The organism is Blastococcus sp. TF02-09 (genome assembly GCF_003319105.1).
Classification (GTDB): Bacteria; Actinomycetota; Actinomycetes; order Mycobacteriales; family Geodermatophilaceae; genus Blastococcus.
In genome coordinates this window covers 188,875-215,197 of sequence record NZ_QOHH01000006.1, presented here as the reverse complement: position 1 = coordinate 215,197, position 26,323 = coordinate 188,875, and the positions used below count along the sequence as shown (strand labels likewise).

The window sequence follows — 26,323 nt, the reverse complement described above, 5'->3', positions numbered from 1 at the left end:
TGCGGGTGCTGTCGTGTCCCGCCGTCTGTGAACGATTCTTTCTGGGAGTGATCCACCGTGGCTGCCGTGTGCGATGTCTGTGGCAAGGGCCCCGGTTTCGGTATGTCGGTGTCTCACTCGCACCGCCGCACGCCGCGCCGTTGGAACCCGAACATCCAGTCCGTGCGGGCGCTGATCGCCCCCGGCAACCGCCGGCGCATCAACGCCTGCACCTCGTGCATCCGCGCGGGCAAGGTCGTCCGCGCCTGATAGAAGGACCACCCTTCCCCCACGCCTCGCACGCTCGGTGCGGGCCCCTGAAGGGCGGCCTTTCCAGCACTGCACCACCGGACCCCGGAGGCCTGAGGCCTCCGGGGTCCGTCGCGTGGTGGGTCAGACCCTGCCGATCCCGCGGCTGCGGGCCGCGACGACGACGAGCTCCACGACCGTCTCCAGCGGGAGCGCCGTGCTGTCGACCACCAGGTGGTAGTGCTTGGGCGAGGACGCGTCGGCCCGGTAGAAGTGCCGGACGTAGGCCTCGCGCGCCCGGTCGTTGGCCTCCATCTCGCGGCGCAGCTCCTCGGCCGGCCGGGCGTACCGCGCCACCGCCGCCTCCAGGCGCCGCTCGCGCCGTCCCCCGAGGCGCACGTTGAGCACGTCGGGCCGCTCGCCGAGCACCAGCGCCGCGGCACGGCCCAGCACCACCCCGCCGGGGCCGCCGGGCGCGGCGATCTCGGTCAGCACCCGCTCGGTCTGCTCGCGGAAGGCGCGCGCGTCCGGGACGTTCGCCGACGGCAGCACCCCGCCGACGGCGTCGGGCATGGTGCCGAGGTTGGCCACCATCCGCCAGAGCCCGGTCACCACGGTCTCGTCGTTGGCCTCGGCCTCCTCGACCGGCACCCCGAGCCGGCCGGCGACCTGCACCGGGATCACGCGGTCGTGGAACGGCAGTGCCAGCCGCTCGGCGACGGCCGCGGCGACCTCCGGACCGCCCGCTCCGTAGGAGGCGGACAGCGTCACGACGCCCATGGCTTCCCCTTCTCGTTCTCGGTCCCGTCGCGCCGTCCCAGGTTCCTGCCCAGGAACACCGCATCCGGCGCACATGCGTACACCCCGTAGCCCGGTACCGGCCGGTAGCCCAGCCGGTCGTACAGGGCCAGCGCCTCGGGCTGCTCCCGGCCGGAGTTCAGCACGACCCTGCGGTGGCCCGCGCGGGCGGCACTGTCCTCCAGCGCGGCCATGATCACCCGGGCCAGGCCCCGGCGCCGGTGGGCGGGCGCCACGTACACCCGTTTGATCTCCACGTCACCGGAGGGCAGGAGGCGCCACGCACCGGAGCCGGCGGCCTCCCCGTCCACCTCCGCGACCAGGAAGACCCCCGCCGGTGGCTCGAACTCGGACGGGACCACCACCGCCGCGTCCCGCCCGCCGTAGCGCAGCACGTACTCCTGCTGCACCCGCTCGACGAGGTCCTGCACGACCGGGTGGTCGTAGGGCAGCGCGCGCAGCAGCACCGGCGTGCCGTCGGGCAGCCGCTCAGCCGAAGTGGGCATGGCCGGGCCCTCCCACGCCGAGCTCGGACGCCACCGCGTCGCCGGCCTCGCCGTCCACCAGGACAGCGGGCGCCGGGCCGCTGCCCGCGCGCACCGCGCCGATCGCGGTCCACCCGGCGGGCAGCGGGGTGTCCCCGGGGAAGGTCGCGAGGAGGGCGTGGTCCTCGCCGCCGGTGAGCACCCACGCCAGCGGATCGGCGCCCAGGGCCGCGCCCACCTGCTGCAGCGGGCCGTCCGGCACCAGACAGGCGGCGACGAGCGCGGCCCGGTCCAGGTCGAGGACCACCCCGCTCGCGGTCGCGATGTGCCCGGCGTCGGCGAGCAGGCCGTCGCTCACGTCGCACATGGCGGTCGCGCCGGCCTCCGCCGCGGCCGGGCCGGCGGCGTAGGGCGGCGAGGGCCGCCGGTGCGCGGCCACGACTGCCAGCGGGCTGCTGAAGCCGCGGCGCAGCACCGCCAGGCCGCAGGCCGACCAGCCCAGCCGCCCGGCGAGCGCGACGACGTCCCCGGGCCGAGCTCCGGACCGGAGCACCGGACGGCGCCCGCCCAGGTCACCCAGCGCCGTCACGGACAGGACGACGGCGTTGCTGCCCGGTGCGGCCTCGACGGTGTCCCCGCCGACGACGGCGGCACCGAGCGGCGCGCACTCGTCGGCCAGCCCGGTCGCGACGCCCTCGAGCCAGCTCGTGGGCGTGTCCCCCGGGCACGCCAGCCCGACCAGCAGCGCGGTCGCGGTGCCGCCCATCGCGGCGACGTCGGCCAGGTTGGCGGCCGCGGCCTTGTGCCCGACGTCCTCGGCGGAGGACCAGTCGCGGCGGAAGTGGCGGCCCTCGACGAGGACGTCGGTGGTCGCGACGACCCGGCCGTCGGGGGTGACCGTCACCGCGGCGTCGTCGCCGGGCCCCACCTCGGTGAGCCGGGCGGACCCCGCGCGGGCGAGCACGCGGGCGATGACGCCGAACTCGCCCACGGTCCGGACGGTGTCCGCCGGGTCGGGGCGCGGGACGAGCGGACGGGGCCGACTCACGAGGTGCCTCCGGTCACTGCGGTAGGTTGCCGAACTGTCCGCCACCCGGCGGGGACGACGTATCGGCCGAGTTGCCGGAGGAAGGATCTCCCGTGGTCCACGCCTACATCCTCATCCAGACCGAGGTCGGCAAGGCCGCCCAGGTCGCCTCCACGATCAGCGAGATCAGCGGGGTGACCCGCGCCGAGGACGTCACCGGCCCCTACGACGTGATCGTGCGCGCCGAGGCGGAGACCGTCGACGAGCTCGGCCGGCTGGTGGTGGCCCGGGTGCAGTCGGTCGACGGCATCACCCGCACGCTCACCTGCCCCGTCGTCAACATCTGACGGCCCGACCGCGAGCGCTGATCCCCTGAGCGAGCCCACGCCCGCGCCCGAGCCGGTCGACGACCCCCTCCGGCGCATCGCGCTGATCGCGACCGCCGTCCTGGTCCCGGTGGTGGTGGCGCTCGTCGTCCTGGTCAACGTCCTGGGCGGCGGCGGCGGCGACGGCGAGGACGACGGCGGCTCCACGGGGCAGGGTCCGGCCGACGTCGAGGGCACGACCGCGCCCGAGCGCGCCGACCTCCCGCCCCTGCCCGTCGCGGTGCCGCCGGTGACCCCCGAGGCCGACGAGTACTGCCCCGCGGTCATGAGCGGCCTCCCCCTGGAGCTGGCCGGTGAGCCCTCGCGCCCGGTCCAGTCGGACTCCCCCTTCGCCTACGCGTGGGGCGAGCCGCCGGTCGTCCTGGTCTGCGGCGTCGACCGTCCGGCCGGCTGGGTGGTGGGCGCCTCGGCCATCCAGATCAACGGCGTCCAGTGGTACGTCGACACCGCCGATCCCGAGACCACGCGCTGGACCACCGTCGACCGGCCGGTGTACGTCGAGATCGCCCTGCCGGCCAGCGTGGACAGCGCCCCGGTGACCGCCCTGACCACGGCCCTGGCGCAGGCGCTGCCCTACCAGGAGCCCGTGCCCGGAGGCTGACCCGCGCCGCCGCCTCACGCGGCGGAGAGCCGGGCCAGCTGGTCGCGCGCGACCGCGCCGACCTCCTCCGTCGCGTCGTCGAGCGAACCGGCGACCGCGCTGACCGCCACGCTGAACGGGCCGTGGGTGCACCAGGCGAAGGCGGCCGGGCCCCACAGCCCGTCGTCGGGGTCGGGTTCGTCGACGAGCAGGCGCCGGCAGCCGTCGGGCAGGCCGGGTGATCTCTCGCTGAGCAGCCCGCCGTACTGCTCGGCGTCGTTGCGCGCGAGGTCCTCGGCGTAGGAGTCGGCGCCCGCGGGCGCCTCGAACTGGTCGACGAAGACCCCCGTCTGCGGGCCCGGGCCGGTCCCGGCGCCCCAGAACCGTTCCCAGCCGTGCCGGTAGCCGTAGTCCTCCAGGACCGCCCGCTCCCGCTCCGGGTCGTCGGAGTATCCGGCCACGTCCGCCACGGACTTTTCACCGGCCGGTGGCTCGATCGCCTCGTCGGGCACCCGCGGGAGGCCCGAGGGCACCTCGTCGACGACCAGGCGTTCCAGCTCCCCGGGGGTGGCCGGCCCGGACGGCGCCGCCTCGGCGACGGCCGCCTCGCCGCCCTCGTCCCCGCACCCGGCGGCCGCGGTCAGGACGGGCAGCAGGGCGAGCAGGACGGCGACCCGGGACCCGCGGGACCGCCGTCCGCGGGTCACCGCGGCGCCAGGGCGCCGGTCACCAGCCGGTCGACCAGCTCGGCGAAGTCCACGCCGGTGGCCGCCCACATCCGGGCGAACATCGAGATCGGCGTGAACCCCGGCATCGTGTTCACCTCGTTGACGACCAGCAGGTCCGCGCCGTCGGCACCGGTGCCCAGGAAGAAGTCCACCCGGGCCAGGCCGCGGCAGTCCAGGGCCAGGTAGGCGCGGCGCGCGGCCGCCTGCACCGCCGCGGTCTGGGCGGGGGTGAGGTCGGCCGGGATGTCGAACTCGGCGGCGTCGTCGAGGTACTTGGCCGCGAAGTCGTACCAGTCGACGCCCTCGCGCAGCCGGATCTCCGCCGGCAGGCTGGCCTCCGGCAGACCGGTGCCCCGCGCGGCGAGCACCCCGCACTCGATCTCGCGGCCGGGCACGGCGGCCTCGACGATGACCTTCTCGTCGACGGCGGCGGCCTCGGCGACCGCGGCGGGGAACTGCGACCAGTCGGTGACGCGGGTGATGCCGATGCTCGAGCCGGCGCGGGCCGGCTTGACGAACACCGGCAACCCGAGCCGCTGGCGGGCGGCCTCGTCGAGCACGTCGGGGTCGGCGCTGATCGCGCCGTCGGCGTCGCGCAGGACGACGTGGTCGCCCTGCGGCAGACCGGCCGCGGCCAGCAGCTTCTTGGTGAACTCCTTGTCCATGGACGCCGCGCTCGCGAACACCCCGGAGCCGACGTAGGGCAGCCCGGTCATCTCCAGCAGGCCCTGGATCGTCCCGTCCTCGCCGTAGGCGCCGTGCAGCACCGGGAAGACGACGTCGACCTCGGTCAGCACCTGGCCGACCGCCTCCCCCGGGTCCAGCACCGCCAGGCCGCGGCCCTCGGGATCGCCGACCAGCGACACCGCCGTCCCGCCGGAGACCTCGGGCAGCGCACCGTCGGTGATGGCCAGCTGCTGGCCGGGATCGGCGAGCACCCAGCGGCCGTCCTTGGCGATGCCGACGGGCACCACCTCGTAGCGCTCGGGGTCCAGCGCCGCCATCACGCTCCCCGCCGAGACGCAGGAGATGGCGTGCTCGGCGCTGCGCCCTCCGAACACGACCGCGACGCGCACCTTGCCTGCCTGCCCGTTCATCGCGTCGACCCTAGCTGCCGGGTCCGCGGCCCCGCGTCGTCCCGCCGTGTTCCCGGTGGTGTGGCAGCCTCGTCGCGTGCACGAACAGGCAGCTCCCCCGGCGGAGACGTTCTCGCGAGGCCAGCGGCTGGCCGGCGCGGCGGTGCACCTGTACACGGCCAGCGGCTCGGTGCTGGGCCTGATGATCGTGCTCGCCGCCCTCGAGGGCGAGGTGGAGGCCGCCCTGTGGCTGGGCCTGGCCACGCTGTTCATCGACGGCACCGACGGCATGCTGGCGCGCCGCTTCCGGGTGAAGGAGACGATTCCCTGGTTCGACGGCGCGCTGCTCGACAACATCGTCGACTACCTGACCTACGTCTTCGCCCCGATCGTGCTGCTGTGGACCACCGGCCACCTGCCCGAGGGCGCGGCCGGCTGGGTGGTCGCCTCGATCCCGCTGCTGGCCTCCTGCTACCAGTTCTGCCGGGTGGACGCGAAGACCTCCGACCACTTCTTCCTGGGGTTCCCCAGCTACTGGAACGTCGTCGCCTTCTACGTGATCGTGCTCGACACCGGCGAGCGGGTGACGACGGTCGCGCTGCTGGTCTTCGCGGTGCTCGTGTTCGTGCCGATCCGCTACCTGTACCCCTCGCGCATGGGTGCCCTCCGGGGCGTGACGCTCGCCTTCACCCTGGTCTGGCTGGTCACCTACGCGGTGCTGGTGGTGCAGCTGCCCGACCCGGAGCCGTGGGTCGTCGCGGCGTCGCTGGCCTACGTCGCCTACTACTGGGGGCTGAGCTTCTGGCTGACCGCCCGCGGCGCCGGAGCCCGCCGGGCCGCCCGCTCAGTCCAGGGCAGCCAGGGCGACTGACAGGTCGGCCACCAGGTCGGCGGTGTCCTCGATGCCGCAGGACAGCCGCACGAAGCCCGGGGCGACGGCGTCCCCGCCCCACTGCGCCCGGCGGTCGATCGTGCTGTGCACCCCGCCGAAGCTGGTCGCCGCCGCCCACAGCCGGCTGGCGCCCAGCAACCGGGCGACGGCGTCCTCGTCGGCGAGCTCGCAGGACAGCACACCGTTCGGCCGCAGCATCTGCCGTGACGCGAGTTCGTAGGACGAGTCGCCCGCGCGCCAGGGCCAGCGCAGCCCGGTGACCGCGGGCGAGGACGCCAGCAGCTCCGCGACCGCCGCGGCGTTGGCCGCCTGGCGAGCCAGCCGCAGGTCCAGGGTGCTCATCGACCGGTGCCCGAGCCAGGCCTCGAACGGGCCGGGCGTGCTGCCGGTGCGGTCGCGGAAGCCCTTCAGCCGGGCGTGCAGCTCGTCGTCGGTGACGCTGACGTGCCCGAGGAGCAGGTCGCTGTGGCCGGTCAGCGCCTTGGTGTCGCTGCCGACCGTCATGTCGGCGCCCAGCGCGAGCGGCCGCTGCCCCAGCGGCGTCGCCGTCGTGTTGTCGACCGCGACCAGCGCACCGGCCGCCCGGGCCGCGGCGGTCACCGCGGCGATGTCGCAGACGTCGAGCAGCGGGTTGCTCGGGGTCTCCAGCAGCACCAGCCGAACGCCGTCCAGACCGCCGTCAGCGGCGAACCGCTCGATCTCCGGCGTGGGCACCTGGACGACCTCGATGCCGAACCGGGTCAGCTCTTGGGCGCCCAGCAGCCGGGTGGCGTAGTAGCCGTCCGAGGGCAGGACGACGCGGTCGCCGCTGCCGGCACAGGACAGCACCGCCGCGGTGAGCGCGGCCATCCCGGTGGCGAAGGACAGGCACCGGCCGCCGTCGAGCTCGCCGACGGCGGCCTCGAAGTCGCGCAGGCTCGGCTGCTCCGTCCGCGCGTAGGCGTCCGCGCCGCCCGCCCGGGGCGGCAGGTCCCCGAGGTGGAACGGGGCGGCGAAGACCGGCGAGGGCCGCAGCGGCGCGCCCGGGACGGCGGGGTGCTCCCCCGCCCGCACCGACCGGGTGCCGTCGCCGTCCGTCACTCGGGCTTCGCTTCGCGGGACATGATCTCCCGCACCATCTGCGCCGCCGACTCGCCCTCGTGGCAGACCCGCACGACGGCCTCGGTGATCGGGACGTCCACGCCGTGCGCGCGGGCGAGGTCGAGCACCGATCGGCAGCTCTTCACGCCCTCGGCGGTCTGGCGGGTGCTCTCCTGCACCTCCTGCACGGTCATCCCGCGGCCGAGCTTCTCGCCGAAGGTGCGGTTGCGCGACAGCGGCGAGCTGCAGGTGGCGACGAGGTCCCCGAGGCCGGCCAGCCCCGCGAAGGTGGTCAGCTCGGCACCCAGCTCCAGGCCGAGCCGGGCGGTCTCGGCCAGGCCGCGGGTGATGAGCGAGGCGCGGGTGTTGTCGCCGAAGCCGAGGCCCTCCGCGACGCCGCAGGCCAGCGCGATGACGTTCTTCAGGGCACCGCCCAGCTCGCAGCCGACCAGGTCGGTGTTCGTGTACGGCCGGAAGTACCGGGTGTGGCAGGCCGCCTGCAGCGCCTCGGCCTGGCCGGCGTCGCTGCAGGCGATGACCGTCGCCGCCGGCTGCTCCTCGGCGATCTCGCGCGCGAGGTTGGGGCCCGAGAGCGCGGCGACGCGGTCGGAGCCGGCTCCGGTGACCTCGCAGATGACCTCGCTCATCCGCTTCGTCGTCCCGAGCTCGATGCCCTTCATCAGGCTCAGCAGCGTGGCGTCGGCCGGCAGCAGCGGGGTCCAGGCGGTGAGGTTGTCCCGCAGCGACTGCGACGGCACGGCGAGGACGACGACCTCGGCGCCGTCGAGCGCCTCGGCGGCGTCTCCGGTGGCGCGCACGGCCGAGGGCAGCCGGATGCCCGGCAGGTAGTCGCGGTTCTCCCCGTCCTCGGTGATCGTCTTCACCAGCTCGGGGCGGCGGGCGTGCAGCGCGACCTCGCAGCCGGCGTCGGCGAGGACCTTGGCGAACGTCGTCCCCCAGGAGCCGGCGCCCAGGACGGCGGCGCGCCTCACGCGGCGCCACCGGGCAGGTCGCCGGGCAGCTCGCGCTGCGGGCGCGGGTGGACCAGCGCGGGCGCCGGCTCCCCGCGGAGTTCGGCCAGCTGGTCGCGCACGCGGCCCATCATGAGGTCGGTCGTCTCCCGGAGCAGTTCGGTGGTCAGCGGGCGCCCGGCGCGCAGCTCGGCACGCTGGCGGGACAGGTCGATCGGCTCGCCGACGTAGTACTCGGTCGGCGTGCGCAGCCGCAGGTGCAGCTTCTTGGCGTGGTAGTCGTGCAGCCGCTGCGGGCCCCACTGGGCGACCGGCAGCACGGTGGCGTCGGTGGTGAGGGCCAGCCGGGCGGCCCCGGTGCGGGCCTGCATCGGCCACCAGTCCGGATCGCGGGTGACCGAGCCCTCGGGGTAGATCACCACGACGTTGCCGGCGGCGAGGTCCTCCTGCGCGGCGGCGAGCGCGCCGACGGCGTCGGACGAGTAACGGGCGACCGGGATCTGGCCGGCCGAGCGCAGGATGGTGCCGGCCAGCCCCTTGAACACCGACTCCTTCGCCAGGAAGTGCGGCATGCGGCCGTGGTCGAACACCAGCCGCGCGCAGGCCAGCGGGTCGAGGATCGAGACGTGGTTGGCCACCAGGAGGACCGGCCCGCGGGTGGGGAACCGCTCGCCGTGGCGGTAGCGGATGGCGAACATCAGCTTCGTGGCGGGGAAGACGACCACGATGCACAGCCAGAACGCCCAACCGATCCGGCCGCGGGTCCGCCACCTGCCCGGGCGGCGGCTCCCCGGGGGCCGCACCGACTGCACCGCCGGGGGTGCACCGGCCGACGCCGGGTCCGCCCAGGACCTCTCCTCCGCCACCGGATCGCCTCCTTCTGTGTGATCCGTCCCATGATCGACCCTGGACCGCCGTCCGACGATCACCGGGTCCCGGAAGGGTGACACCGCCGGCGCGCCGCGGGTGTGCTGACATGGTCGGCGTGCCTGCCTGGTCGGTCGTCGTCCCGGCGAAGCGGCTCGCCGTGGCCAAGACCCGGCTCCGGCCGCTGACCGACCGGGCCGACCGTCCCGCGCACGCCCACGAGGCGCTGGTCCTGGCGCTGCTGGCCGACACCGTCGCCGCCGCCCTGGCCGGCCCCGGCGTCGCGGAGGTCGTCGTGGTCACCGACGAGCCGGCCGCCGCCGGGCTGGTCCGGCGGCTCGGCGCCCGGACCGTGGGCGACGACCCGGACAGCGGTCTCAACGCCGCCCTCGAGCACGGCGCGCGGGCGGCGGCGGGCGACGCGGTAGCCGCACTCTCCTCGGACCTGCCGGCGCTCCGCCCGGCCGAGCTGGGCGCCGCGCTGCGGGCCGCCGGAACGGCGCCGCGCGCCTTCGTGGCCGACGTGCACGGCACGGGCACCACGCTGCTGACCGCGGTCGGGACGCCGTTGCGCCCCCGGTTCGGTGCAGGGTCGGCGCAGGCCCACCGGGACGACGGCGCGCGGGCCCTCACCGGCGCGTGGCCCGGGCTGCTGCGCGACGTCGACGCACTCGAGGACCTGCGCGCAGCGGTCGCGCTGGGCGTGGGACCGGCCACGGCCGAGCTGCTGGCCGCCTCGCCGACTCTCGCCGTCCAGCTCGGTGCGGCACGATGATCGGGTGCCGACCCCCGACTCCGCGCCCCTCCCGGCCGACCGCTTCCTGAACCGCGAGCTGTCCTGGCTGGACTTCAACGCCCGGGTGCTCGAACTGGCCGAGGACGAGAGCCTGCCGCTGCTCGAGCGGGTGAAGTTCCTGGCGATCTTCGCCAGCAATCTCGACGAGTTCTACATGGTCCGCATCGCAGGTCTGAAGCGCCGGCAGAGCACCGGCCTCACCGTCCGCTCCCCCGACGGGCTGACCATTCGGGAGCAGCTGGAACGGGTCACCGCCCGCACGCAGGAGCTGGTGCAGCGGCACTCCGACGTCTTCAACCACGACGTGCTGCCCCGCCTGCGGGACGCCGGCATCCGGATCGTCCGCTGGGACGACCTGGAGGAGGGCGCGGCGGTGCGGCTGCGCGAGTACTTCCGCGACCAGGTGTTCCCCGTGCTCACCCCGCTGGCGGTCGACCCCGCGCACCCCTTCCCCTACATCAGCGGGCTGTCGCTGAACCTGGCGGTGTCGGTGCACGACCCGGACACGAACGCACCCCGGTTCGCCCGGCTCAAGGTGCCCAACAACGTGCCGCGGTTCGTCCCCGTGGGCTCGCCGGACTCCGCCGCCACGGCGACCTTCCTGCCGCTCGAGGACCTCATCGCCGCGCACCTCAACCAGCTGTTCCCGGGGCTGGACGTGCTCGACCACCACTTCTTCCGCGTCACCCGGAACGCCGACGTCGAGGTCGAGGAGGACCGCGACGAGGACCTGCTGCAGGCACTGGAGCGGGAGCTCGCACGCCGCCGGTTCGGCCCCGCGGTGCGGCTGGAGGTCGCCGAGCCGATGGATCCCCGGATCCTCGAGGTGCTCGTCTCCGAGCTGGAGGTCTCCCCCGACGACGTCGTCCACGTGCCCGGGCTGCTCGACCTGGCCTCGCTCATGGCGCTGTACGACCTGGACCGCCCCGAGCTCAAGGACGAGCCGTTCGTCCCGACCACCCACCCGCGGCTGAGCGAGGGCGAGACGCCGATGAGCGTCTTCGCGACGCTGCGCGAGGGCGACGTGCTGGTGCACCACCCGTACCACTCGTTCGCGACCAGCGTGCAGCGCTTCATCGAGCAGGCGGCCGCCGACCCGAACGTGCTGGCCATCAAGCAGACGCTCTACCGCACCTCGGGTGACTCCCCGATCGTCAACGCGCTCATCGAGGCCGCCGAGGCCGGCAAGCAGGTCGTCGTCCTCGTGGAGATCAAGGCCCGCTTCGACGAGGAGGCCAACATCAGCTGGGCCCGCTCGCTGGAGCGCGCCGGCTGCCACGTCGTCTACGGCCTCGTGGGCCTGAAGACGCACTGCAAGACCGCGCTGGTCGTGCGCCGGGAGCAGGGGGTGATCCGCCGCTACTGCCACATCGGCACCGGCAACTACAACCCGAAGACGGCGCGCATCTACGAGGACCTCGGCGTCCTCACCGCCGACCCGCGGGTGGGCGCGGACCTCACCGACCTGTTCAACGTGCTCACCGGCTACTCGCGGCAGACGAACTACCGGACGCTGATGGTGGCGCCGCACGGCATCCGCAACGGCCTGATCGAGAAGATCCGCCGCGAGGTGCGGCACGCCGGCGAGGGGCGCCCGGCCGGCATCCGCATCAAGGCCAACTCCATCGTCGACGAGCGGATCATCGACGCCCTGTACGAGGCCTCGCGGGCCGGCGTCCCGGTGGAGCTGTTCGTGCGCGGGATCTGCGCGCTGCGGCCGGGGGTGCCGGGGCTGTCGGAGAACATCCGGGTGCGCTCGATCGTCGGCCGGTTCCTCGAGCACTCGCGGGTCATCTCGTTCGCGAACGGCGGCGAGGCCGAGTGGTGGCTGGGCAGCGCCGACCTCATGCACCGCAACCTCGACCGCCGCGTCGAGGTGCTGCTGCGGGTCTGCGACGAGCGCGCCCGCGCCCAGCTGGAGGCGACCCTGGCGCCGGCCCTGGCACCCGGGGTCCGCTGCTGGGAGCTGCGCAGCGACGGCAGCTGGGAGCAGCACGAGGGACGGGACTACCAGGCGGAGCTCATGGAGCGCATCCATGAGATCGCGAACTGAGCGCCGCGTGATCGCTGCAGCGGGCGGGGTCATCTGGCGGCCCGCCGGGGACGGGATCGAGATCGCCGTCGTCCACCGGGAGCGGCACGACGACTGGTCGCTGCCCAAGGGGCACGTCGACGCCGGCGAGCACCCGGTGCAGACGGCCTGCCGCGAGGTGGTCGAGGAGACCGGGCTGGCCGTCGTCGCCGGCCGCCGGGGCCTCACCACCCGGTACGAGGTCGACGGCCTGCCCAAGCGGGTCGACTACTGGCTCATGCGCTGCACCGGCGGCGCATTCGTGCCCAACTCCGAGGCCGATGAGCTGCGCTGGCTGCCCCCGGCCGACGCCGCGACGCTGTGCAGCTACGAGCCCGACCGCGAGGTGATCGCCGACGCCGCCCGCGGCGACCTGCCGCGCGAGGTGGCGGTGCTGCTGGTCCGCCACGGCAAGGCCGGCAGCAGCGACCGGTGGGAGGGGCCGGACGAGGAGCGCCCGCTCACCGCCGCGGGCGAGGCCCAGGCCCGGCGGCTGGCCGAGGTGCTGGCGCTGTTCGGCCCGGTGTCGGTGGCCAGTGCGACCCCGCTGCGCTGCCGGCAGACCGTGGCGCCGCTCGCCGGGCGCATCGGTCTGGCCGTCGCCGAGCGCCGCGAGTTCGGCGAGCCGGAGTTCGGCGGCGACCCGCAGGAGGCTTACGACGCCGTGCTGCGCGCGCTCGGCGAGCCGGGTGCCGAGGTCGTCTGCAGCCAGGGCGGGACGATCCCCGCCGTGCTGCAGGCGCTGGGTGTGCACGGGCACGGGGTGACCGGGCTGCTCCCGCCGGCCGCCAAGGGCAGCGTGTGGGCCCTGGGCGGCCGGCCGGGAGCGCTGGTCGCCGACTACTACCGCGACTTCGAGGCGGATCCCGACGCGAGGGCCTAGCGGAAGGACCGCCGTTCCATCACGTCACCGGGCGGGCAGCGCCGTCGGCTTCCAGGAGGGCCGGGTGGCCTCGAACGCCTCGATGTCGTCCAGGTGCCGCTCGGTGAGGCCGACGTCGTCGAGCCCCTCGAGCAGCCGCCAGCGGGTGTACGGGTCGATCTGGAACGGCACGGTCGTGTCGCCGTAGGTCACCTGCTCGGCCTGCAGGTCGACCGTCACCGGCAGCGCGGGGTCGGCCTCGATCGCCGCCCACAGCGCCTCGACCTCGGCCTCGGGCAGGACGACGGTCAGCAGCCCGGCCTTGGTCGAGTTGTTGCGGAAGATGTCGGCGAACCGCGGGCTGATGACCACCCGGAACCCGCCGTCGAGCAGCGCCCAGTTGGCGTGCTCGCGCGAGGACCCGGTGCCGAAGTCCGGGCCGGCCACGAGGATCGAGGCGTTCGCGTACTCGGGGCGGTTGAGCACGAAGTCGGGCTCGTTGGTGCGCCAGGCCACGAACAGGCCGTCCTCGAAGCCGGTGCGGGTGATCCGCTTGAGGTACTCGGCCGGGATGATCTGGTCGGTGTCGACGTTCGTGCGGCGCAGCGGGGCGGCGGTGCCGGTGTGGGTGGTGAAGGCGTCCATGTCTCAGGCTCCGATCAGGTCGGCAGGGGCGGTGAGGCGGCCGGTCAGCGCGGTCGCCGCGGCCACGGCGGGGCTCACCAGGTGGGTGCGCCCGCCCTTGCCCTGACGGCCCTGGAAGTTGCGGTTGCTGGTGGAGGCCGAGCGCTCCCCCGGCTTGAGCTGGTCGGGGTTCATGCCCAGGCACATCGAGCAGCCCGCGCCGCGCCACTCGGCACCGGCCTCGGTGAACACCCGGTCCAGGCCCTCGGTCTCGGCCTGCGCCTTGACCGCCACCGACCCGGGGACGACGAGCATGCGCGTGGAGGCGTCGATCCGCTTCCCGCGCAGCAGCTCCGCGGCGACCCGCAGGTCCTCGATCCGGCCGTTGGTGCACGAGCCCAGGAAGACGGTGTCCACCTCGATCTCGCGCAGCGGCGTGCCGGGGGTGAGGCCCATGTACTCCAACGCCTGCTCGGCGGCGCGGCGGTCGCCCTCGTCGGTGAACTCGGCCGGGTCGGGGACGCGGCCGTCGATGGGCAGCCCCTGACCGGGGTTGGTCCCCCAGGTGACGAACGGGGTCAGCGCACTGGCGTCGAGGTGCACCTCGGCGTCGAAGACGGCGTCCTCGTCGGTGCGCAGCGTCGACCAGGACGCGACGGCGGCGTCCCAGTCGGCGCCCTGCGGGGCGTGCGGGCGGCCCTTCAGGAAGTCGAAGGTCGTCTGGTCGGGGGCGATGAGGCCCGCCTTGGCCCCGGCCTCGATCGACATGTTGCAGATGGTCATGCGGGCCTCCATCGAGAGCTTCTCGATGGCGCTGCCGCGGTACTCGATGACGTAGCCCTGGCCGCCGCCGGTCCCGATCTGGGCGATGACGGCGAGGATGATGTCCTTCGCGGAGACGCCCGGGGGCAGCTCGCCGTCGACGGTGACCGCCATCTGCTTCGGCTTGTACTGCGGCAGCGTCTGGGTGGCCAGCACGTGCTCGACCTCGCTGGTGCCGATGCCGAAGGCCAGCGCGCCGAAGGCGCCGTGGGTGGAGGTGTGGCTGTCGCCGCAGACGATCGTCATGCCCGGCTGGGTGAGCCCGAGCTGCGGGCCGATGACGTGCACGATGCCCTGGTCGCGGTCGCCCATGGGGGCCAGCCGGATGCCGAACTCGGCGGTGTTCCGGCGCAGCGCCTCCACCTGGGCCCGGCTGACCGGGTCGGCGATCGGCTTGAGGATGTCCAGCGTCGGGACGTTGTGGTCCTCGGTGGCCATGGTGAGGTCGGGGCGGCGCACGGTGCGGCCGGCGGCGCGCAGACCGTCGAACGCCTGCGGGCTGGTGACCTCGTGCACGAGGTGCAGGTCGATGTAGAGGAGGTCGGGCTCCCCCTCGGTGCTGCGCACCACGTGGGCGTCGTAGACCTTCTCGGCCAGGGTCTTGGGCACGGTCCGTCCTCTCGCCGGGGATCGCCCGGCACCTCGCTGTGCTTGCGTCTCACTGGGTGGGATGCAAGTATTGCTGTGTGGGACAGCCTAACCCCGTCGCCGTTCTGGACAAAGCGGTCGCGATCCTCCGCGCCGTCGCCGAGGAGCCGGCGACCCTCGCCGAGCTCGTGGCCCGCACCGGGCTGCCGCGCGCCACGGCCCACCGGCTGGCGGTCGCGCTCGAGGGGCACCGCCTGGTCCGGCGCACCGACACCGGCACCTGGGCACCCGGTCCCGCGCTCGCCGAGCTCGGCCGCGGGTCCGCCGACCTGGGGGACGTCGCCGGCCGCCACCTGGTCACCCTGCGCGACGCGACCGGCGAGAGCGCCCAGTTCTACGTGCGGGACGGCGCCAGCCGGATCTGCGTCGCCGCCGCCGAACGCACCAGCGGCCTGCGCGACACCGTCCCCGTCGGGGCGCGGCTGCCCATGACCGCGGGGTCCGCGGCGCACGCGCTGCTGGCGTTCACCCCGGCCGACGAGGTCACCCGCCTGCTGCCGTCGGCGAGCTTCACCGCGCGCACGCTGCTCGACGTCCGTCGTCGCGGCTGGGCGCACAGCATCGCCGAGCGAGAGCCCGGCGTCGCCTCGCTGTCCGCGCCGGTGCGCGACGGCTCCGGCGCCGTCCTGGGCGCGGTCTCCATCTCCGGACCGGTCGAGCGGCTCGGCCGCCGGCCCGGCCCGGAGGTGGTCGGTGCGGTGCTCGACGCCGCGGCCGCCATCGCCCGCGCCGCCCGCTAGTTCAGTCCGCGCGGTCCCCGGTCTCCGGCGAGGCGACGACGATCGGCCGGAGGCGGGCCCAGAGGGCGAACGCCAGCGCGAACGCGACCATCGCCAGGCCCACCCAGAGGTTGGCGTTGACCCCGCCGGCCTTCTCCAGCGCCTCCTCGCCGTCGTCCACGAGGCCGACGACCACCAGCACGACGCCGTAGAGGCCGATCAGGGTCGCGATGACGTTGCGGACGTCGAACGCCCCGGCTTCCTTCTTGTCGCCGGTGGTTCCTGCTGTGCTCATCGGATGCGCCCCTGACTCAGCGGAAGATGATGTTGAGGATGACGACCATGGTCAGCGAGATGCCGGCCAGCGGCACCGGCGACCGGTACCAGGGCAGGCGGTGCGCCTCCGGGTCCGTGCGCTGCTCCTTGGGCGTCTCGGAGTAGACCAGCCCGACCAGCTGCTCGGCGGGCTTGGGCCGCGTCATCTGCGTGACCACCACGCTGACGACGACGTCGACGACGAACGCCGCCCCGGCGGCCACGAAGCTGGCGCCCTGGCCGCCGAGCGGCAGCACGCCGAGGGAGAGCTCGCCGAAGGCGTCCTCGCTCAGCAGCGCGACGGTGACGGCGGCCAGCGTGCCGGACACCAGCCCCGTCCACCCCGCCGTCGGCGTCATCCGCCGCCAGAACATGCCGAGGATGAACGTGGCGAACAGCGGCGCGTTGAAGAAGCCGAACAGCGTCTGCAGGTAGTCCATCAGGTTCGTGTAGCCCGACGCGATGAGCGCCGTCCCGATGGCGGTGACCGTGGCGCCGACCGTCGCCCACCGGCCGACCCGGAGGTAGTACTCGTCGGGCCGGTCCTTCTTCACGTACTGCTGCCACAGGTCGTAGCTGAAGACGGTGTTGAAGGCGGAGATGTTGGCCGCCATGCCGGCCATGAAGGCGGCCAGCAGGCCCGCCAGGGCCACGCCGAGCAGGCCGTTGGGCAGCACGTCGCTGATCAGGTACAGGATCGAGTTGTTGTAGTCGAAGTCCTCGTCCCCCGACGCCCTGGCCTGGGCGACCTCCGGGATCAGGATCGTGGCGATCATGCCGGGGATGACCACGATGAACGGGACGAACATCTTCGGGAACGAGCCGATGATCGGCGTGGCCCGCGCGGCCGAGATCGAGTGCGTGGCCATCGCCCGCTGCACCTCGACGAAGTTCGTCGTCCAGTAGCCGAACGACAGCACGAAGCCCAGGCCGAAGATGATGCCGACGACCGACCAGAACGGGCTCTCGAAGCCGGTCAGCTCGGTGGCCGGCCAGGAGCTCAGCATCTCCTCGTTGCCGGCGTCGCGGATGCCGTCGATCAGCCCGTCGATCCCGCCCACCCGGTTCAGGGCGATGAGCGTCAGCGGCAGCAGGGCGGCCACGATCACGAAGAACTGCAGCACCTCGTTGTAGATGGCCGCCGACAGCCCGCCGAGGGTGATGTAGCTCAGCACGACCACCGCGGCGACGATCAGCGAGACCCACAGCGGCCAGCCCAGCAGCAGCTCGACGATGCGCGCCAGCAGGTAGAGGTTGATGCCGGCGATCAGGATCTGCGCGACGGCGAAGCTGAGCGCGTTGACCAGGTGCGCGCCGGGCCCGAACCGGCGGCGCATGTACTCGGGGACGCTGCGGACCTTCGACCCGTAGTAGAAGGGCATCATCACGACGCCGAGGAAGAGCATCGCCGGGACGGCGCCGATCCAGAAGTAGTGCATCGTCGCCATGCCGAACTGGGCGCCGTTGGCCGACATGCCGACGATCTCGACCGCGCCCAGGTTGGCCGACACGAAGGCCAGGCCGGTGACCCAGGCCGGGAGCGACCGCCCGGACAGGAAGAAGTCGAGGCTGTCGGAGACCCGGCGCCGGGCGGCGAAGCCGATCCCCAGGACGACGGCGAAGTACGCCGCGACCAGCGCGTAGTCCACGACGTTCGCATCGAGTTGTAGTGCGTCGTCCACGGGTGTCCTCTTCTCGGAGCGGGTCAGGCCAGCCGCCGGGCCCCGGCGGAGGGCACGGCGACGAACGATCGGGGTGCGGGGGCGCCCTCGCGGGCGAAGCGCTCGGTGACGGCTGCGGTGACGGCGTCGACCGCGTCGGCGTCGACGAGGGCCAGCGCGCTGCCGCCGAACCCGCCGCCGACCATGCGGGCGCCGTGCGCGCCGGCCTCCAGGGCCGCCTCGACGCACGCGTCCAGCAGCGGGACGGAGACCTCGAAGTCGTCGCGCAGCGAGGCGTGGCCCTCGGTCAGCAGGGGGCCGATGGCGCGGGGGTCCTCCCCCGACCGCAGCGTGGCGACGACGCGCAGCACGCGGGCGTCCTCGGTCACGACGTGCCGGGCGCGGCGGCGCAGGAGCTCGCCCTCGGGCGTCCCGTCGGCCAGCACGTCCAGAGCGGCGACGTCGTCGACCTCGCGCAGCAGGTCTACGCCCAGCCGCGCGGCCGCCTGCTCGCACTCCCGGCGCCGGTCGCCGTAGCCGCTCTCCGCGTGGTCGTGGACGGTGCCGGAGTCGACGACGAGCAGGGCCAGCCCGGCGGCGGCCAGGTCGAAGGGCACCTGCTCGGCGCTGCGGTCGCGGGTGTCCAGGAACAGCGCCGCCCCGGCCTCGCAGAGCACGGAGGCGGACTGGTCGAGGATCCCGGTCGGGGCGCCGACGAAGTCGTTCTCCGCTCGCCGGGCGACGTCGACCAGGTCGCCGGGAGCGAGGTCCAGGCCGAGCAGGTCGCGCAGGGCGAGGGCCACCGCGCACTCCAGCGCCGCCGAGGAGGAGAGACCCGCCCCCGCCGGGACGTCGCCGTCGACGAGCACGTCCAGGCCGCCCGGCACGTGCCCGGCCAGCTCGTGCACGACGCCGGCCACGTAGCCGGCCCAGCCCGTCGGTGTCCCGGGCGTCAGCTCGGCCACCGCCACGTCGGCGTCGTCGTCGGGGTGCTGCAGGGAGCGGAGCACCAGCCGGCCGTCGTCGCGCCGGGCCACCGCCGCCCGCGTCGTGTGCGGGAGCGCGATCGGCAGCACGAAGCCGCCGTTGTAGTCGGTGTGCTCGCCGATGACGTTGAGCCGGCCGGGCGCCGCCCAGACGCCCTCGGGCGCGCGGCCGAACCGCTCCTCGAAGGCCTCCGCGGCCCGGGCTGCCGGATCGGTCACGGGAGCACCACCGCCCGCAGCTGCTCGGCGACGTCCTCCGGGTTGGTGTCGGTGATGAACGCGCCCATCCCGGACTCCGAGCCGGCCAGGTACTTGAGCTTGCCGGGCGCCCGGCGCAGGGAGAACAGCTGCAGGTGCAGCCACCACTCGTCGCGGGCGCGCACGGGCGCCTGGTTCCAGGAGGCGATGTAGGGCATCGGGGTGTCGAAGCGGTGGGCGAACCGGCCCAGCACGTCGAGGTAGACGGCCACGAAGGCGTCCCGCTCGTCGCCGGTGAGGGCCGGCAGGTCGGGCACCCGGCGGGTCGGGAAGAGCTGCACCTCGTAGGGCCAGCGCGCCGCGGCCGGGACGAACGCCGTCCAGTGCTCGTTCTGCGCGACCACCCGCGGCCCGGACCGCTCGGCGGCCACCACCTCGGCGAACAGGTCGCCACCGGTGGCCTCGCGGTGCCGGCGGACCGAGCTCAGCACCTTCTGCACCCGCGGGGTCACGAACGGGTAGGCGTAGATCTGCCCGTGCGGGTGGGTGAGCGTCACCCCGATCTCCTCGCCGTGGTTCTCGAAGACGAAGACCTGCCCGACCCCCTCGAGGGCCGACAGCTCGGCGGTCCGCTCGGCCCACACGTCGACGACGAGGCGGGCGCGAGCGGCCCCCAGGTCGGCGAAGTCGCGGTCGTGGTCGCTGGTGAAGACGACAACCTCGCAGCGGCCGAACCCGGGGCGCAGCCGGGTCAGCGGCGCGCCCGCTGCGGTCGGCGGGACGTCCTGCTCGACGCCGGTGGCCAGCGAGGGGAAGCGGTTCTCGAAGGCGACGACCTGGTAGTCGGCGTCCGGGATCTCCGTGGGCCGCCCGGGCCGCGACGGGCACAGCGGGCACTGGTCGGCCGGCGGGAGGAAGGTGCGGCTCTGCCGGTGGGAGGCGATGACGACCCACTCCCCCAGCAGCGCGTCCCAGCGCAGCTGCGAGCGGGTGGAGACCGGCGGCAGGTCGCGGGTGTCGGCGGCGTCGTGTGCCGACGGCGACGAGTCGTCGTCGAAGTACAGGATCTCCCGGCCGTCCGCGAGGGAACGACTCGTCCGGATCACCGTGGAAGCGCCTCCCGCACAGGTCAGGCCGCCCATCACTGTGCGTGAGCGGCCTCCGGGAACGCTAGACCTCCCCGCCGCCCCCGGCCACGTCGGACGGTGCTCCGGTTCACCCGGTCGCGCTAGGTTCCGCGTCACACCTCCCCGACATCTGACGAGACGGGCCCATGACGCACACCGACGCATCCCCGGACACCCGGCTCGGCGACGCCCTGGCCGCCCTCTCCCTCGAGGAGAAGGTCCAACTGCTCACCGGGCGCGACTTCTGGACCACCTGGCCGCTGGAGCGCATCGGGCTGCGCCGCATCCTGGTGTCCGACGGCCCCTCCGGCGTGCGGGGCGAGACGTGGGACGAGCGCGACCCCTCGCTGAACCTGCCCTCGGCGACTGCACTGGCCTCCTCCTGGGATCCCGGCATCGCCCGGCGCTACGGCGCCGCCGCGGCGGTCGAGGCCCGCCGCAAGGGCGTGGACGTCGTCCTCGGCCCGACCATCAACCTGCACCGATCCCCGCTGGGCGGCCGGCACTTCGAGTGCTTCAGCGAGGACCCGGTGCTCACCGCGGACCTCGCGGCCGCCTACGTCGAGGGCGTGCAGGCCAACGGGGTCGGGGCGACGCCGAAGCACTACGTCGCCAACGACTTCGAGACCGAGCGCTTCACCGTCGACGTCCGCGCCGACGACCGGACGCTGCGCGAGCTGTACTTGCTGGCCTTCGAGAAGGCCGTGGTCCATGCCCGCGCCTGGCTGGTCATGAGCTCGTACAACTCGATCAACGGCACGACGGCCAGCGAGAACCCGCTGCTGGAGACGCCGCTGAACAGCGAGTGGGGCTTCGACGGCGTCGTGGTCAGCGACTGGACCGGCGTCCGCAGCCTGGAGAGCGCCCGCGCCGCGCAGGACCTGGTCATGCCCGGGCCGCAGGGGCCGTGGGGCGATGCCCTGGTCGCCGCCGTCCGCGCGGGGGAGATCGACGAGTCCGTCGTCGACCGCAAGGTGCTGCGCATCCTGCTGCTCGCCCAGCGCGTCGGGGCGCTGCCCGGCACGGCGCCGGCCGAGCCGGTTCTCGTGGAGGACGGCGTTGCGCTCGCCCGGGAGGCCGCGGTGGAGGGCACCGTGCTGCTGGAGAACCGCGGCGAGCTGCCGTGGAACGCCGGGGCGCTGCGCTCGGTGGCCGTCATCGGCAACAACGCCTCGGCGGCCCGCACGCAGGGCGGCGGCAGCGCCACCGTCATCCCGGCGTACACCGTCTCGCCGCTCGAGGGCCTGCGCGCGGCCCTGCCCGGCGTGGACGTGACGTACTCCGTCGGCGCGGTGGTGCAGGAGGGCGTCGCCGAGCTGCCCCTGCGCGAGCTGACCCACCCGGGAAGCGGCGAGCCCGGCCTGCAGGCCCGCTTCCTGGACGAGGACGGCGCGGAGCTGTTCGTCGAGGACCGCCGCTCGAGCACCCTCGTCTACTTCGGCGGCGACGCCCCCATCGAGGCGGCGGCGGACTTCGAGCTGACCACCCGCTGGACCCCGTCGGACAGCGGCGTCGTGCAGCTGGGTGTCGGACTGGTGGGCACGGTCCGGCTCTACGTCGACGACGAGCTGCTGGTCGACGAGCGCCTCCGGGCCTCCGACGGCGCGCTGGGGGCGGCGTTCACCAACCCGCCGAGCGCGTCGGCCGAGGTGCGGGTCACCGCCGGCACGCCCGTCGACCTCCGGCTGGTCTACGACCTGCGCCGCCGCACGGGCTTCGGGGCCCGCGCCCTGTCGCTGCGCCTGGGCACCCGGCCGACCGACGCCGACGCCGACGCGCTCATCGCCGATGCGGCTCGGGCTGCCGCGGCGGCCGACGTCGCGCTGGTCGTCGTCGGCACCAACCCGGTCGTGGAGTCCGAGGGCTACGACCGGTCGACGCTGGCGCTCCCCGGCCGGCAGGACGACCTCGTGCGCGCCGTCGTCGCGGCCAACCCCCGCACGGTGGTGCTGGTCAACGCCGGCGCCCCGGTCCTCCTGCCGTGGCGGGACGACGTCGCCGCGCTACTGCTCGGCTGGTTCGGCGGGCAGGAGTTCGGCACCACCATCGCCGACGTCCTTCTGGGCGTGGCCGAGCCCGGCGGCCGGCTGCCCACCACCTGGCCGGCCGCCGAGGCCGACGTCCCGGTGCTCTCGTGCACCCCGGTGGACGGGGCGCTGGAGTACGCGGAGGGCATCCACATCGGCTACCGCGCGTGGCTGCGGGCGGGCGCCGAGCCCGCGTACTGGTTCGGCAGCGGCCGCGGCTACGCGCAGATCGACCTGACCGGCGTCGAGGCGCCGGCGGCGGCGCGGGCCGGCGAGGTCGTGACGGTGACCGTCGAGGTGGTCAACCGCAGCGACCGCGACGGCAAGCAGGTCGTGCAGGTGTACGCGGAGCGGCCCGGCTCGGCCGTCGACCGGCCGGTGCGCTGGCTGGTCGGCTCGGCGCCGGTGCGGGTGCCCGCCGGCGGGACGGCGCGCGTGCCGGTCGAGGTGCACACGCGGCTGCTGGCGCACTGGGCCGACGGCTGGGTGTACGAGCCGGGCGGCTACCGGCTGCGCGTGGGCACCAGCGCGGTGGAGCTCCCCCTGGAGACGGCTCTGGACCTCGGCGGCTGAGCCCGCGACGCGCGAGAGCCCCCGACCGGTTCCGGTCGGGGGCTCTCGTGTGCGTAGCCCCGAAGGGATTCGAACCCTCGCTACCGCCGTGAGAGGGCGGCGTCCTAGGCCGCTAGACGACGGGGCCGGACACCGGAGATTCTGCCATGCCGTTCCCGGACGGCACGCACGGGGGCCGCATGCGCGAGAGCCCCCGACCGGTTCCGGTCGGGGGCTCTCGTGTGCGTAGCCCCGAAGGGATTCGAACCCTCGCTACCGCCGTGAGAGGGCGGCGTCCTGGGCCGCTAGACGACGGGGCCGTGCAGTGCTGCGATCGTGCTGCAGCGAGGAAGGTGCTTCCTCGCTGGGGTACCAGGACTCGAACCTAGACTAACGGAACCAGAAACCGTCGGGCTGCCAATTACCCCATACCCCATGGGCCGTTCTCACGGCGCCGGAGAACACAGTACCCGACGGTGGAACGGCACCGGTGCACCCCCCTCAGGTGCGCGCGCCCCGGCGGCCGGCGGCGACGACGAACGCCGCCATCGCCAGCGCCCCGACCAGCGCGAACGCGTCTCCCGGGCCGCCGGGCACCATCCCCGGCACGGCGTCCTCACCCAGGACGGCCCCGAGGACCAGGACCACAACCGCGACCACCACGTGCAGCGCGATCGCGGCCTCGACGCCGCCGGTGGACGCCACGGCGGCTGAGGCGGCCAGCCCCAGCGCCAGCCGGCCGAGGAAGCCGGTGAGGTCGTCGGTGCCGTACGCGGCGGCCCACAGCACCGAGGTGACGACGGCGGCGACGACGACACCGGCCCGCGGCCGCCCGATCCAGCCCGCGACCGCCTGCGCGAGGTAGCCGCGGACCAGCACCTCCTCCGCGGCGGCGCGCAGCGGCACCGTGAGCAGCCCCACCACCAGCACCCACGGCAGCTCCGGCACCGGCCCGGGCGCCTCCCGACCGGCGAGGAGCACCGCGCCCGCGACCCCGAGCCCGATCCCCACGCCGGCGGTGGCGAGGGCGACGAGCAGCAGCCGGCGCAGCAGGGGCAGCCGCAGCAGGCCCGCCTCCGACAGGCCGCGGCCCGGACCCACGCCGTGCGCGATCGGCCAGGCCAGGAGCACCGCCGGCAGCGCGACGGCCAGGAACAGGTCCGTGACGAGCAGCCCCGGCCAGGTGAGCGGCGCCGGGGACAGGTCGGCGCCGGTGCCGGTGAGCAGGTCGGCGATGCGGGTGAGGACCAGGGCGATGCCGAGGAGGAAGGCGATGACCGCCAGCCCGGCCAGCGGCCGCCACCACGCCCACCCCGCGTCGCGCATGGCCAGCAGGTACGGCGTCGGTGCGGCCGCCGGCTGCTCCCCGGACGGCTCCGGGGCCGCCGGAGGGTCAGCGCGCAGCTCCGCCGGTGGCGGCAGCGTGGGCGGCGGCCCCGTGTAGGGCCCGGCGTCCTGCTCGCGCTCCTCCGGCCCCGCGGCGGTCATCCGCCGGCGATCCGGCGTGCCGCGTCGAGGCGGGCGAGGGTCCGCTCGCGCCCGAGCAGCTCCATCGACTCGTACAGCGGCGGGGAGACGGTGCGCCCGCTCACCGCCACCCGGACCGGGCCGAACGCCTGCCGCGGCTTGAGCCCCAGACCGTCGACGAGCGCGGACTTCAGGGCGCCCTCGATGGCCGGCGTGCTCCACTCCCCGAGGTCCCGCAGCGACGTCGTCGCCGCGTCCAGCACGGTGACGGCGTTCTCGCCGGAGAGCTGCTTCTCGGCAGCGGCCGGGTCGATCTCGACGTCGTCGACGAAGAGGAAGCCGAGCAGGCCGACGGCCTCGGACAGCACGATCATGCGCTCCTGGGCCATCGGTGCGATGGCGGTCAGGATGCGCTGCTGCTCCTCGGTGGGCGGGGAGGCGACCAGGCCCGCGGCCGCCAGGTACGGCGTCACCCGCTCGATGAACTCCTCGACCGGCAGCGCGCGCAGGTGGGTGGCGTTGATCGCCTCGGCCTTCTTCAGGTCGAAGCGCGCCGGGTTGGCGCTGACCCGGGTGACGTCGAAGGCCTCGACCATCTCGGCCATGGAGAAGATGTCGCGGTCCTCGGCGATCGACCAGCCGAGCAGCGCCAGGTAGTTGGCGAACCCCTCGGGCAGGAAACCGCGCTCGCGGTACACGTCGAGGTTGGACTGCGGGTCGCGCTTGGAGAGCTTCTTGCTGCCCTCGCCGGTGACGTAGGGCAGGTGGCCGAAGCGCGGGGTGCCCTGTGCGACGCCGATGTCGGTGAGCGCGGCGTAGAGCGCCAGCTGCCGCGGAGTGGAGGGCAGCAGGTCCTCGCCGCGCAGCACGTCGGTGATCTGCATCAGCGCGTCGTCGACCGGGTTCACGAACGGGTACAGCGGGGCGCCGTTGCCGCGGACCAGCACGAAGTCGGGCACCGAGCCCGCGGCGAAGCGCACCTCGCCGCGCACCAGGTCGGTCCAGACCAGGTCCTCGTCGGGCATCCGCAGCCGCAGCACCGGAGCGCGCCCCTCGTCGCGGAAAGCAACCTTCTGCGCGTCGGTGAGGAAGCGGTCGTGGTTGTCGTAGCCGAGCTTGGGGTCCTGGCCGGCGGCGCGGCGGCGCGCGTCGACCTCCTCGTTGGTGGAGAACGACTCGTAGGCGTGGCCGGACTCGAGCAGTTTCGCCGCCACGTCGCGGTAGATCTCGAAGCGCTCCGACTGCCGGTAGGGGCCGAACGGTCCGCCGACCTCCGGGCCCTCGTCCCACTCCAGCCCGAGCCAGCGCAGGCAGTCGAGCAGGTGCCGGTAGGACTCCTCGGAGTCGCGGGCGGCGTCGGTGTCCTCGATGCGGAAGACGAAGGCGCCACCGGTGTGCCGGGCGTGCGCCCAGTTGAACAGCGCCGTCCGCATCAGGCCGACGTGCACCATCCCGGTCGGGGACGGGCAGAACCGCGTGCGCACCGGGCCGGGCACGCTCATCGGGCGCCACCGGCGGTGGAGACGGCGTCCGCGTCGGCGACGGAGTTGGCCAGGGTGCCCAGGCCCTCGATCGTGCACTCGACCCGCTGGCCGGCGCGGATCGGCCCGACCCCGGCGGGGGTGCCGGTGAGGATGACGTCGCCGGGCAGCAGCGTCATGACCCGCGAGATGTAGGAGATGAGGGTCGGGATGCCGAAGATGAGCGCGCTGGTGCGGCCGTGCTGGCGGCGCTCGCCGTCGACGGTGCAGGTCACCTCGAGGTCCGCGGCGTCCAGGCCGACGGAGGGGAGGTCGGTCTCGATCCAGGGGCCCAGCGGGCAGAAGGAGTCGAAGCCCTTGGCGCGGGTCCACTGCCCGTCGCTCTTCTGCATGTCCCGCTCGGTGACGTCGTTGCCGATCGTGTAGCCGAAGACGCTGGACAGCGCCTGCTCCGGGGAGACGTTGCGGGCGCCGCGGGCGCCGATGACCACGGCCAGCTCGGCCTCGTGGTGGACGTTGGTGCTGCCCGGCGGGATGCGGATGGCGTCGCCCGGACCGATGACCGACGTCGACGGCTTGAGGAACAGCAGCGGCTCCTTCGGGGCGTCGCCCGTGGTGCCCTTCATCTCCGCGATGTGGTCGGCGTAGTTCTTGCCCACGCACACGACCTTGCTCGGCAGGATCGGCGAGAGCAGCCGGATGTCGGCCTGCTCGTAGCGGGCGCCGGTGAAGGAGATCTGGCCGAACGGGTGCCCCTCAATCTGGGCCACCTGCCCGTCTCCGTCGAGGACGCCGAAGGACATGCCCTGGGGGGAGGCGAAACGGACGATGCGCACGCCCCGAGGCTAG

At 74.3% G+C, this 26,323-nt stretch carries 26 protein-coding genes and 3 tRNA genes; 9 read left to right on the top strand and 20 right to left on the bottom strand.

The window, feature by feature from the left end:
- The first annotated feature begins 57 nt into the window (after window positions 1-57).
- Entirely contained in the window at window positions 58-249 is a 192-nt protein-coding gene (gene rpmB / locus DQ239_RS11345; RefSeq protein ID WP_029339036.1) for a 50S ribosomal protein L28, read from the top strand.
- 123 nt (window positions 250-372) lie between these two features.
- Here the strand turns inward: rpmB and DQ239_RS11340 are convergent, their stop codons facing one another.
- From DQ239_RS11340 to DQ239_RS11330, 3 genes are read right to left on the bottom strand one after another with little or no spacing between them, the layout of a single operon-like run.
- Entirely contained in the window at window positions 373-1,008 is a 636-nt protein-coding gene (locus DQ239_RS11340) for a cytidylate kinase-like family protein (RefSeq protein ID WP_113834510.1), read from the bottom strand.
- On the bottom strand, window positions 996-1,532 hold the full coding sequence (locus DQ239_RS11335; RefSeq protein WP_113834509.1) for a GNAT family N-acetyltransferase: 537 nt from the start codon (window positions 1,530-1,532) through the stop codon (window positions 996-998). The genes DQ239_RS11340 and DQ239_RS11335 overlap by 13 nt, the downstream gene beginning before the upstream one ends.
- A complete protein-coding gene (locus tag DQ239_RS11330; protein ID WP_113834508.1) occupies window positions 1,516-2,559 on the bottom strand; it encodes a thiamine-phosphate kinase in 1,044 nt (347 codons plus the stop codon). Before DQ239_RS11330 ends, DQ239_RS11335 begins: the two co-directional genes overlap by 17 nt.
- Before the next feature lie 92 nt (window positions 2,560-2,651).
- Between DQ239_RS11330 and DQ239_RS11325 the strand changes: the two genes are divergently transcribed.
- Both DQ239_RS11325 and DQ239_RS11320 read left to right on the top strand, forming a co-directional pair.
- Entirely contained in the window at window positions 2,652-2,885 is a 234-nt protein-coding gene (locus tag DQ239_RS11325; protein WP_113834507.1) for an Lrp/AsnC ligand binding domain-containing protein, read from the top strand.
- 109 nt (window positions 2,886-2,994) lie between these two features.
- On the top strand, window positions 2,995-3,525 hold the full coding sequence (locus DQ239_RS11320) for a DUF3515 domain-containing protein (protein ID WP_233489092.1): 531 nt from the start codon (window positions 2,995-2,997) through the stop codon (window positions 3,523-3,525).
- Between the two features lie 14 nt (window positions 3,526-3,539).
- Here the strand turns inward: DQ239_RS11320 and DQ239_RS11315 are convergent, their stop codons facing one another.
- Window positions 3,540-4,211 (bottom strand): hypothetical protein, encoded by a 672-nt coding sequence (locus DQ239_RS11315; protein ID WP_113834505.1) that lies wholly within the window; start codon window positions 4,209-4,211, stop codon window positions 3,540-3,542.
- Window positions 4,208-5,329, bottom strand: coding sequence for a D-alanine--D-alanine ligase family protein (locus DQ239_RS11310; RefSeq protein WP_113834504.1), 1,122 nt, complete (start codon window positions 5,327-5,329; stop codon window positions 4,208-4,210). Before DQ239_RS11310 ends, DQ239_RS11315 begins: the two co-directional genes overlap by 4 nt.
- Before the next feature lie 76 nt (window positions 5,330-5,405).
- Between DQ239_RS11310 and DQ239_RS11305 the strand changes: the two genes are divergently transcribed.
- Window positions 5,406-6,179, top strand: coding sequence for a CDP-alcohol phosphatidyltransferase family protein (locus DQ239_RS11305; protein WP_113834503.1), 774 nt, complete (start codon window positions 5,406-5,408; stop codon window positions 6,177-6,179).
- On the opposite strand, the gene DQ239_RS11300 is transcribed toward DQ239_RS11305, so the two are convergent.
- The 3 genes from DQ239_RS11300 to DQ239_RS11290 are packed head-to-tail and all read right to left on the bottom strand — an operon-like array spanning window position 6,153 to window position 9,117.
- Window positions 6,153-7,280 carry a cystathionine gamma-lyase gene (locus DQ239_RS11300; protein WP_113834502.1) on the bottom strand — a complete coding sequence of 376 codons (1,128 nt, stop codon included), beginning with the start codon at window positions 7,278-7,280 and terminating at the stop codon, window positions 6,153-6,155. The two genes, DQ239_RS11305 and DQ239_RS11300, sit on opposite strands and share 27 nt — an antisense overlap.
- Window positions 7,277-8,272 (bottom strand): NAD(P)H-dependent glycerol-3-phosphate dehydrogenase, encoded by a 996-nt coding sequence (locus DQ239_RS11295; protein ID WP_113834501.1) that lies wholly within the window; start codon window positions 8,270-8,272, stop codon window positions 7,277-7,279. Before DQ239_RS11295 ends, DQ239_RS11300 begins: the two co-directional genes overlap by 4 nt.
- Window positions 8,269-9,117, bottom strand: a complete 849-nt coding sequence (locus DQ239_RS11290) for a lysophospholipid acyltransferase family protein (RefSeq protein WP_233489091.1) — start codon at window positions 9,115-9,117, stop codon at window positions 8,269-8,271. Before DQ239_RS11290 ends, DQ239_RS11295 begins: the two co-directional genes overlap by 4 nt.
- Window positions 9,118-9,227: 110 nt before the next feature.
- Here DQ239_RS11290 and cofC point away from each other — a divergent pair, with 110 nt between their 5' ends.
- Genes cofC through DQ239_RS11275 form a run of 3 tightly spaced genes read left to right on the top strand, consistent with a single transcriptional unit; the run spans window position 9,228 to window position 12,868 of the window.
- Complete coding sequence (cofC, locus tag DQ239_RS11285) at window positions 9,228-9,893, top strand: 2-phospho-L-lactate guanylyltransferase (RefSeq protein WP_113834500.1); 666 nt, start codon at window positions 9,228-9,230, stop codon at window positions 9,891-9,893.
- A 4-nt stretch (window positions 9,894-9,897) separates the two neighbouring features.
- Window positions 9,898-11,967, top strand: coding sequence for an RNA degradosome polyphosphate kinase (locus tag DQ239_RS11280; protein WP_233489090.1), 2,070 nt, complete (start codon window positions 9,898-9,900; stop codon window positions 11,965-11,967).
- Window positions 11,968-11,974: 7 nt separating this feature from the next.
- On the top strand, window positions 11,975-12,868 hold the full coding sequence (locus DQ239_RS11275; RefSeq protein ID WP_113834498.1) for a bifunctional NUDIX hydrolase/histidine phosphatase family protein: 894 nt from the start codon (window positions 11,975-11,977) through the stop codon (window positions 12,866-12,868).
- Between the two features lie 24 nt (window positions 12,869-12,892).
- On the opposite strand, the gene leuD is transcribed toward DQ239_RS11275, so the two are convergent.
- Together leuD and leuC are read right to left on the bottom strand one after the other, a co-directional pair.
- Window positions 12,893-13,492: a 3-isopropylmalate dehydratase small subunit gene (gene leuD, locus DQ239_RS11270; protein WP_113834497.1), complete on the bottom strand. Its 600-nt coding sequence runs from the start codon at window positions 13,490-13,492 to the stop codon at window positions 12,893-12,895.
- Between the two features lie 3 nt (window positions 13,493-13,495).
- Window positions 13,496-14,902 carry a 3-isopropylmalate dehydratase large subunit gene (leuC, locus tag DQ239_RS11265; RefSeq protein ID WP_113834496.1) on the bottom strand — a complete coding sequence of 469 codons (1,407 nt, stop codon included), beginning with the start codon at window positions 14,900-14,902 and terminating at the stop codon, window positions 13,496-13,498.
- A gap of 77 nt (window positions 14,903-14,979) precedes the next feature.
- Here leuC and DQ239_RS11260 point away from each other — a divergent pair, with 77 nt between their 5' ends.
- On the top strand, window positions 14,980-15,681 hold the full coding sequence (locus tag DQ239_RS11260) for an IclR family transcriptional regulator (protein ID WP_113834495.1): 702 nt from the start codon (window positions 14,980-14,982) through the stop codon (window positions 15,679-15,681).
- A gap of 1 nt (window position 15,682) precedes the next feature.
- Here DQ239_RS11260 and DQ239_RS11255 read toward each other — a convergent pair whose 3' ends face one another.
- The 4 genes from DQ239_RS11255 to galT are packed head-to-tail and all read right to left on the bottom strand — an operon-like array spanning window position 15,683 to window position 19,926.
- Entirely contained in the window at window positions 15,683-15,955 is a 273-nt protein-coding gene (locus DQ239_RS11255) for a hypothetical protein (RefSeq protein ID WP_113834494.1), read from the bottom strand.
- A 16-nt stretch (window positions 15,956-15,971) separates the two neighbouring features.
- Window positions 15,972-17,657: a sodium:solute symporter family protein gene (locus tag DQ239_RS11250; RefSeq protein WP_113834493.1), complete on the bottom strand. Its 1,686-nt coding sequence runs from the start codon at window positions 17,655-17,657 to the stop codon at window positions 15,972-15,974.
- A 23-nt stretch (window positions 17,658-17,680) separates the two neighbouring features.
- A complete protein-coding gene (gene galK, locus DQ239_RS11245; protein ID WP_113834492.1) occupies window positions 17,681-18,841 on the bottom strand; it encodes a galactokinase in 1,161 nt (386 codons plus the stop codon).
- Complete coding sequence (gene galT, locus DQ239_RS11240) at window positions 18,838-19,926, bottom strand: galactose-1-phosphate uridylyltransferase (RefSeq protein WP_113834491.1); 1,089 nt, start codon at window positions 19,924-19,926, stop codon at window positions 18,838-18,840. Before galT ends, galK begins: the two co-directional genes overlap by 4 nt.
- Before the next feature lie 167 nt (window positions 19,927-20,093).
- Here galT and DQ239_RS11235 point away from each other — a divergent pair, with 167 nt between their 5' ends.
- Complete coding sequence (locus tag DQ239_RS11235; protein ID WP_113834490.1) at window positions 20,094-22,547, top strand: glycoside hydrolase family 3 C-terminal domain-containing protein; 2,454 nt, start codon at window positions 20,094-20,096, stop codon at window positions 22,545-22,547.
- Window positions 22,548-22,601: 54 nt separating this feature from the next.
- Here DQ239_RS11235 and DQ239_RS11230 read toward each other — a convergent pair.
- The 6 genes from DQ239_RS11230 to DQ239_RS11205 form a co-directional block, all read right to left on the bottom strand.
- Window positions 22,602-22,674 (bottom strand) — tRNA-Glu (locus DQ239_RS11230).
- A gap of 99 nt (window positions 22,675-22,773) precedes the next feature.
- A tRNA-Glu gene (locus DQ239_RS11225) sits at window positions 22,774-22,846 on the bottom strand.
- Window positions 22,847-22,890: 44 nt separating this feature from the next.
- Window positions 22,891-22,962: transfer RNA gene (locus tag DQ239_RS11220), tRNA-Gln, on the bottom strand.
- 65 nt (window positions 22,963-23,027) lie between these two features.
- A complete protein-coding gene (locus DQ239_RS11215) occupies window positions 23,028-24,014 on the bottom strand; it encodes a CPBP family glutamic-type intramembrane protease (protein WP_113834489.1) in 987 nt (328 codons plus the stop codon).
- Window positions 24,011-25,495, bottom strand: coding sequence for a glutamate--tRNA ligase (gene gltX / locus DQ239_RS11210; RefSeq protein WP_113834488.1), 1,485 nt, complete (start codon window positions 25,493-25,495; stop codon window positions 24,011-24,013). Before gltX ends, DQ239_RS11215 begins: the two co-directional genes overlap by 4 nt.
- Window positions 25,492-26,310 (bottom strand): fumarylacetoacetate hydrolase family protein, encoded by an 819-nt coding sequence (locus tag DQ239_RS11205; RefSeq protein ID WP_113834487.1) that lies wholly within the window; start codon window positions 26,308-26,310, stop codon window positions 25,492-25,494. The genes gltX and DQ239_RS11205 overlap by 4 nt, the downstream gene beginning before the upstream one ends.
- Window positions 26,311-26,323: the final 13 nt, after the last annotated feature.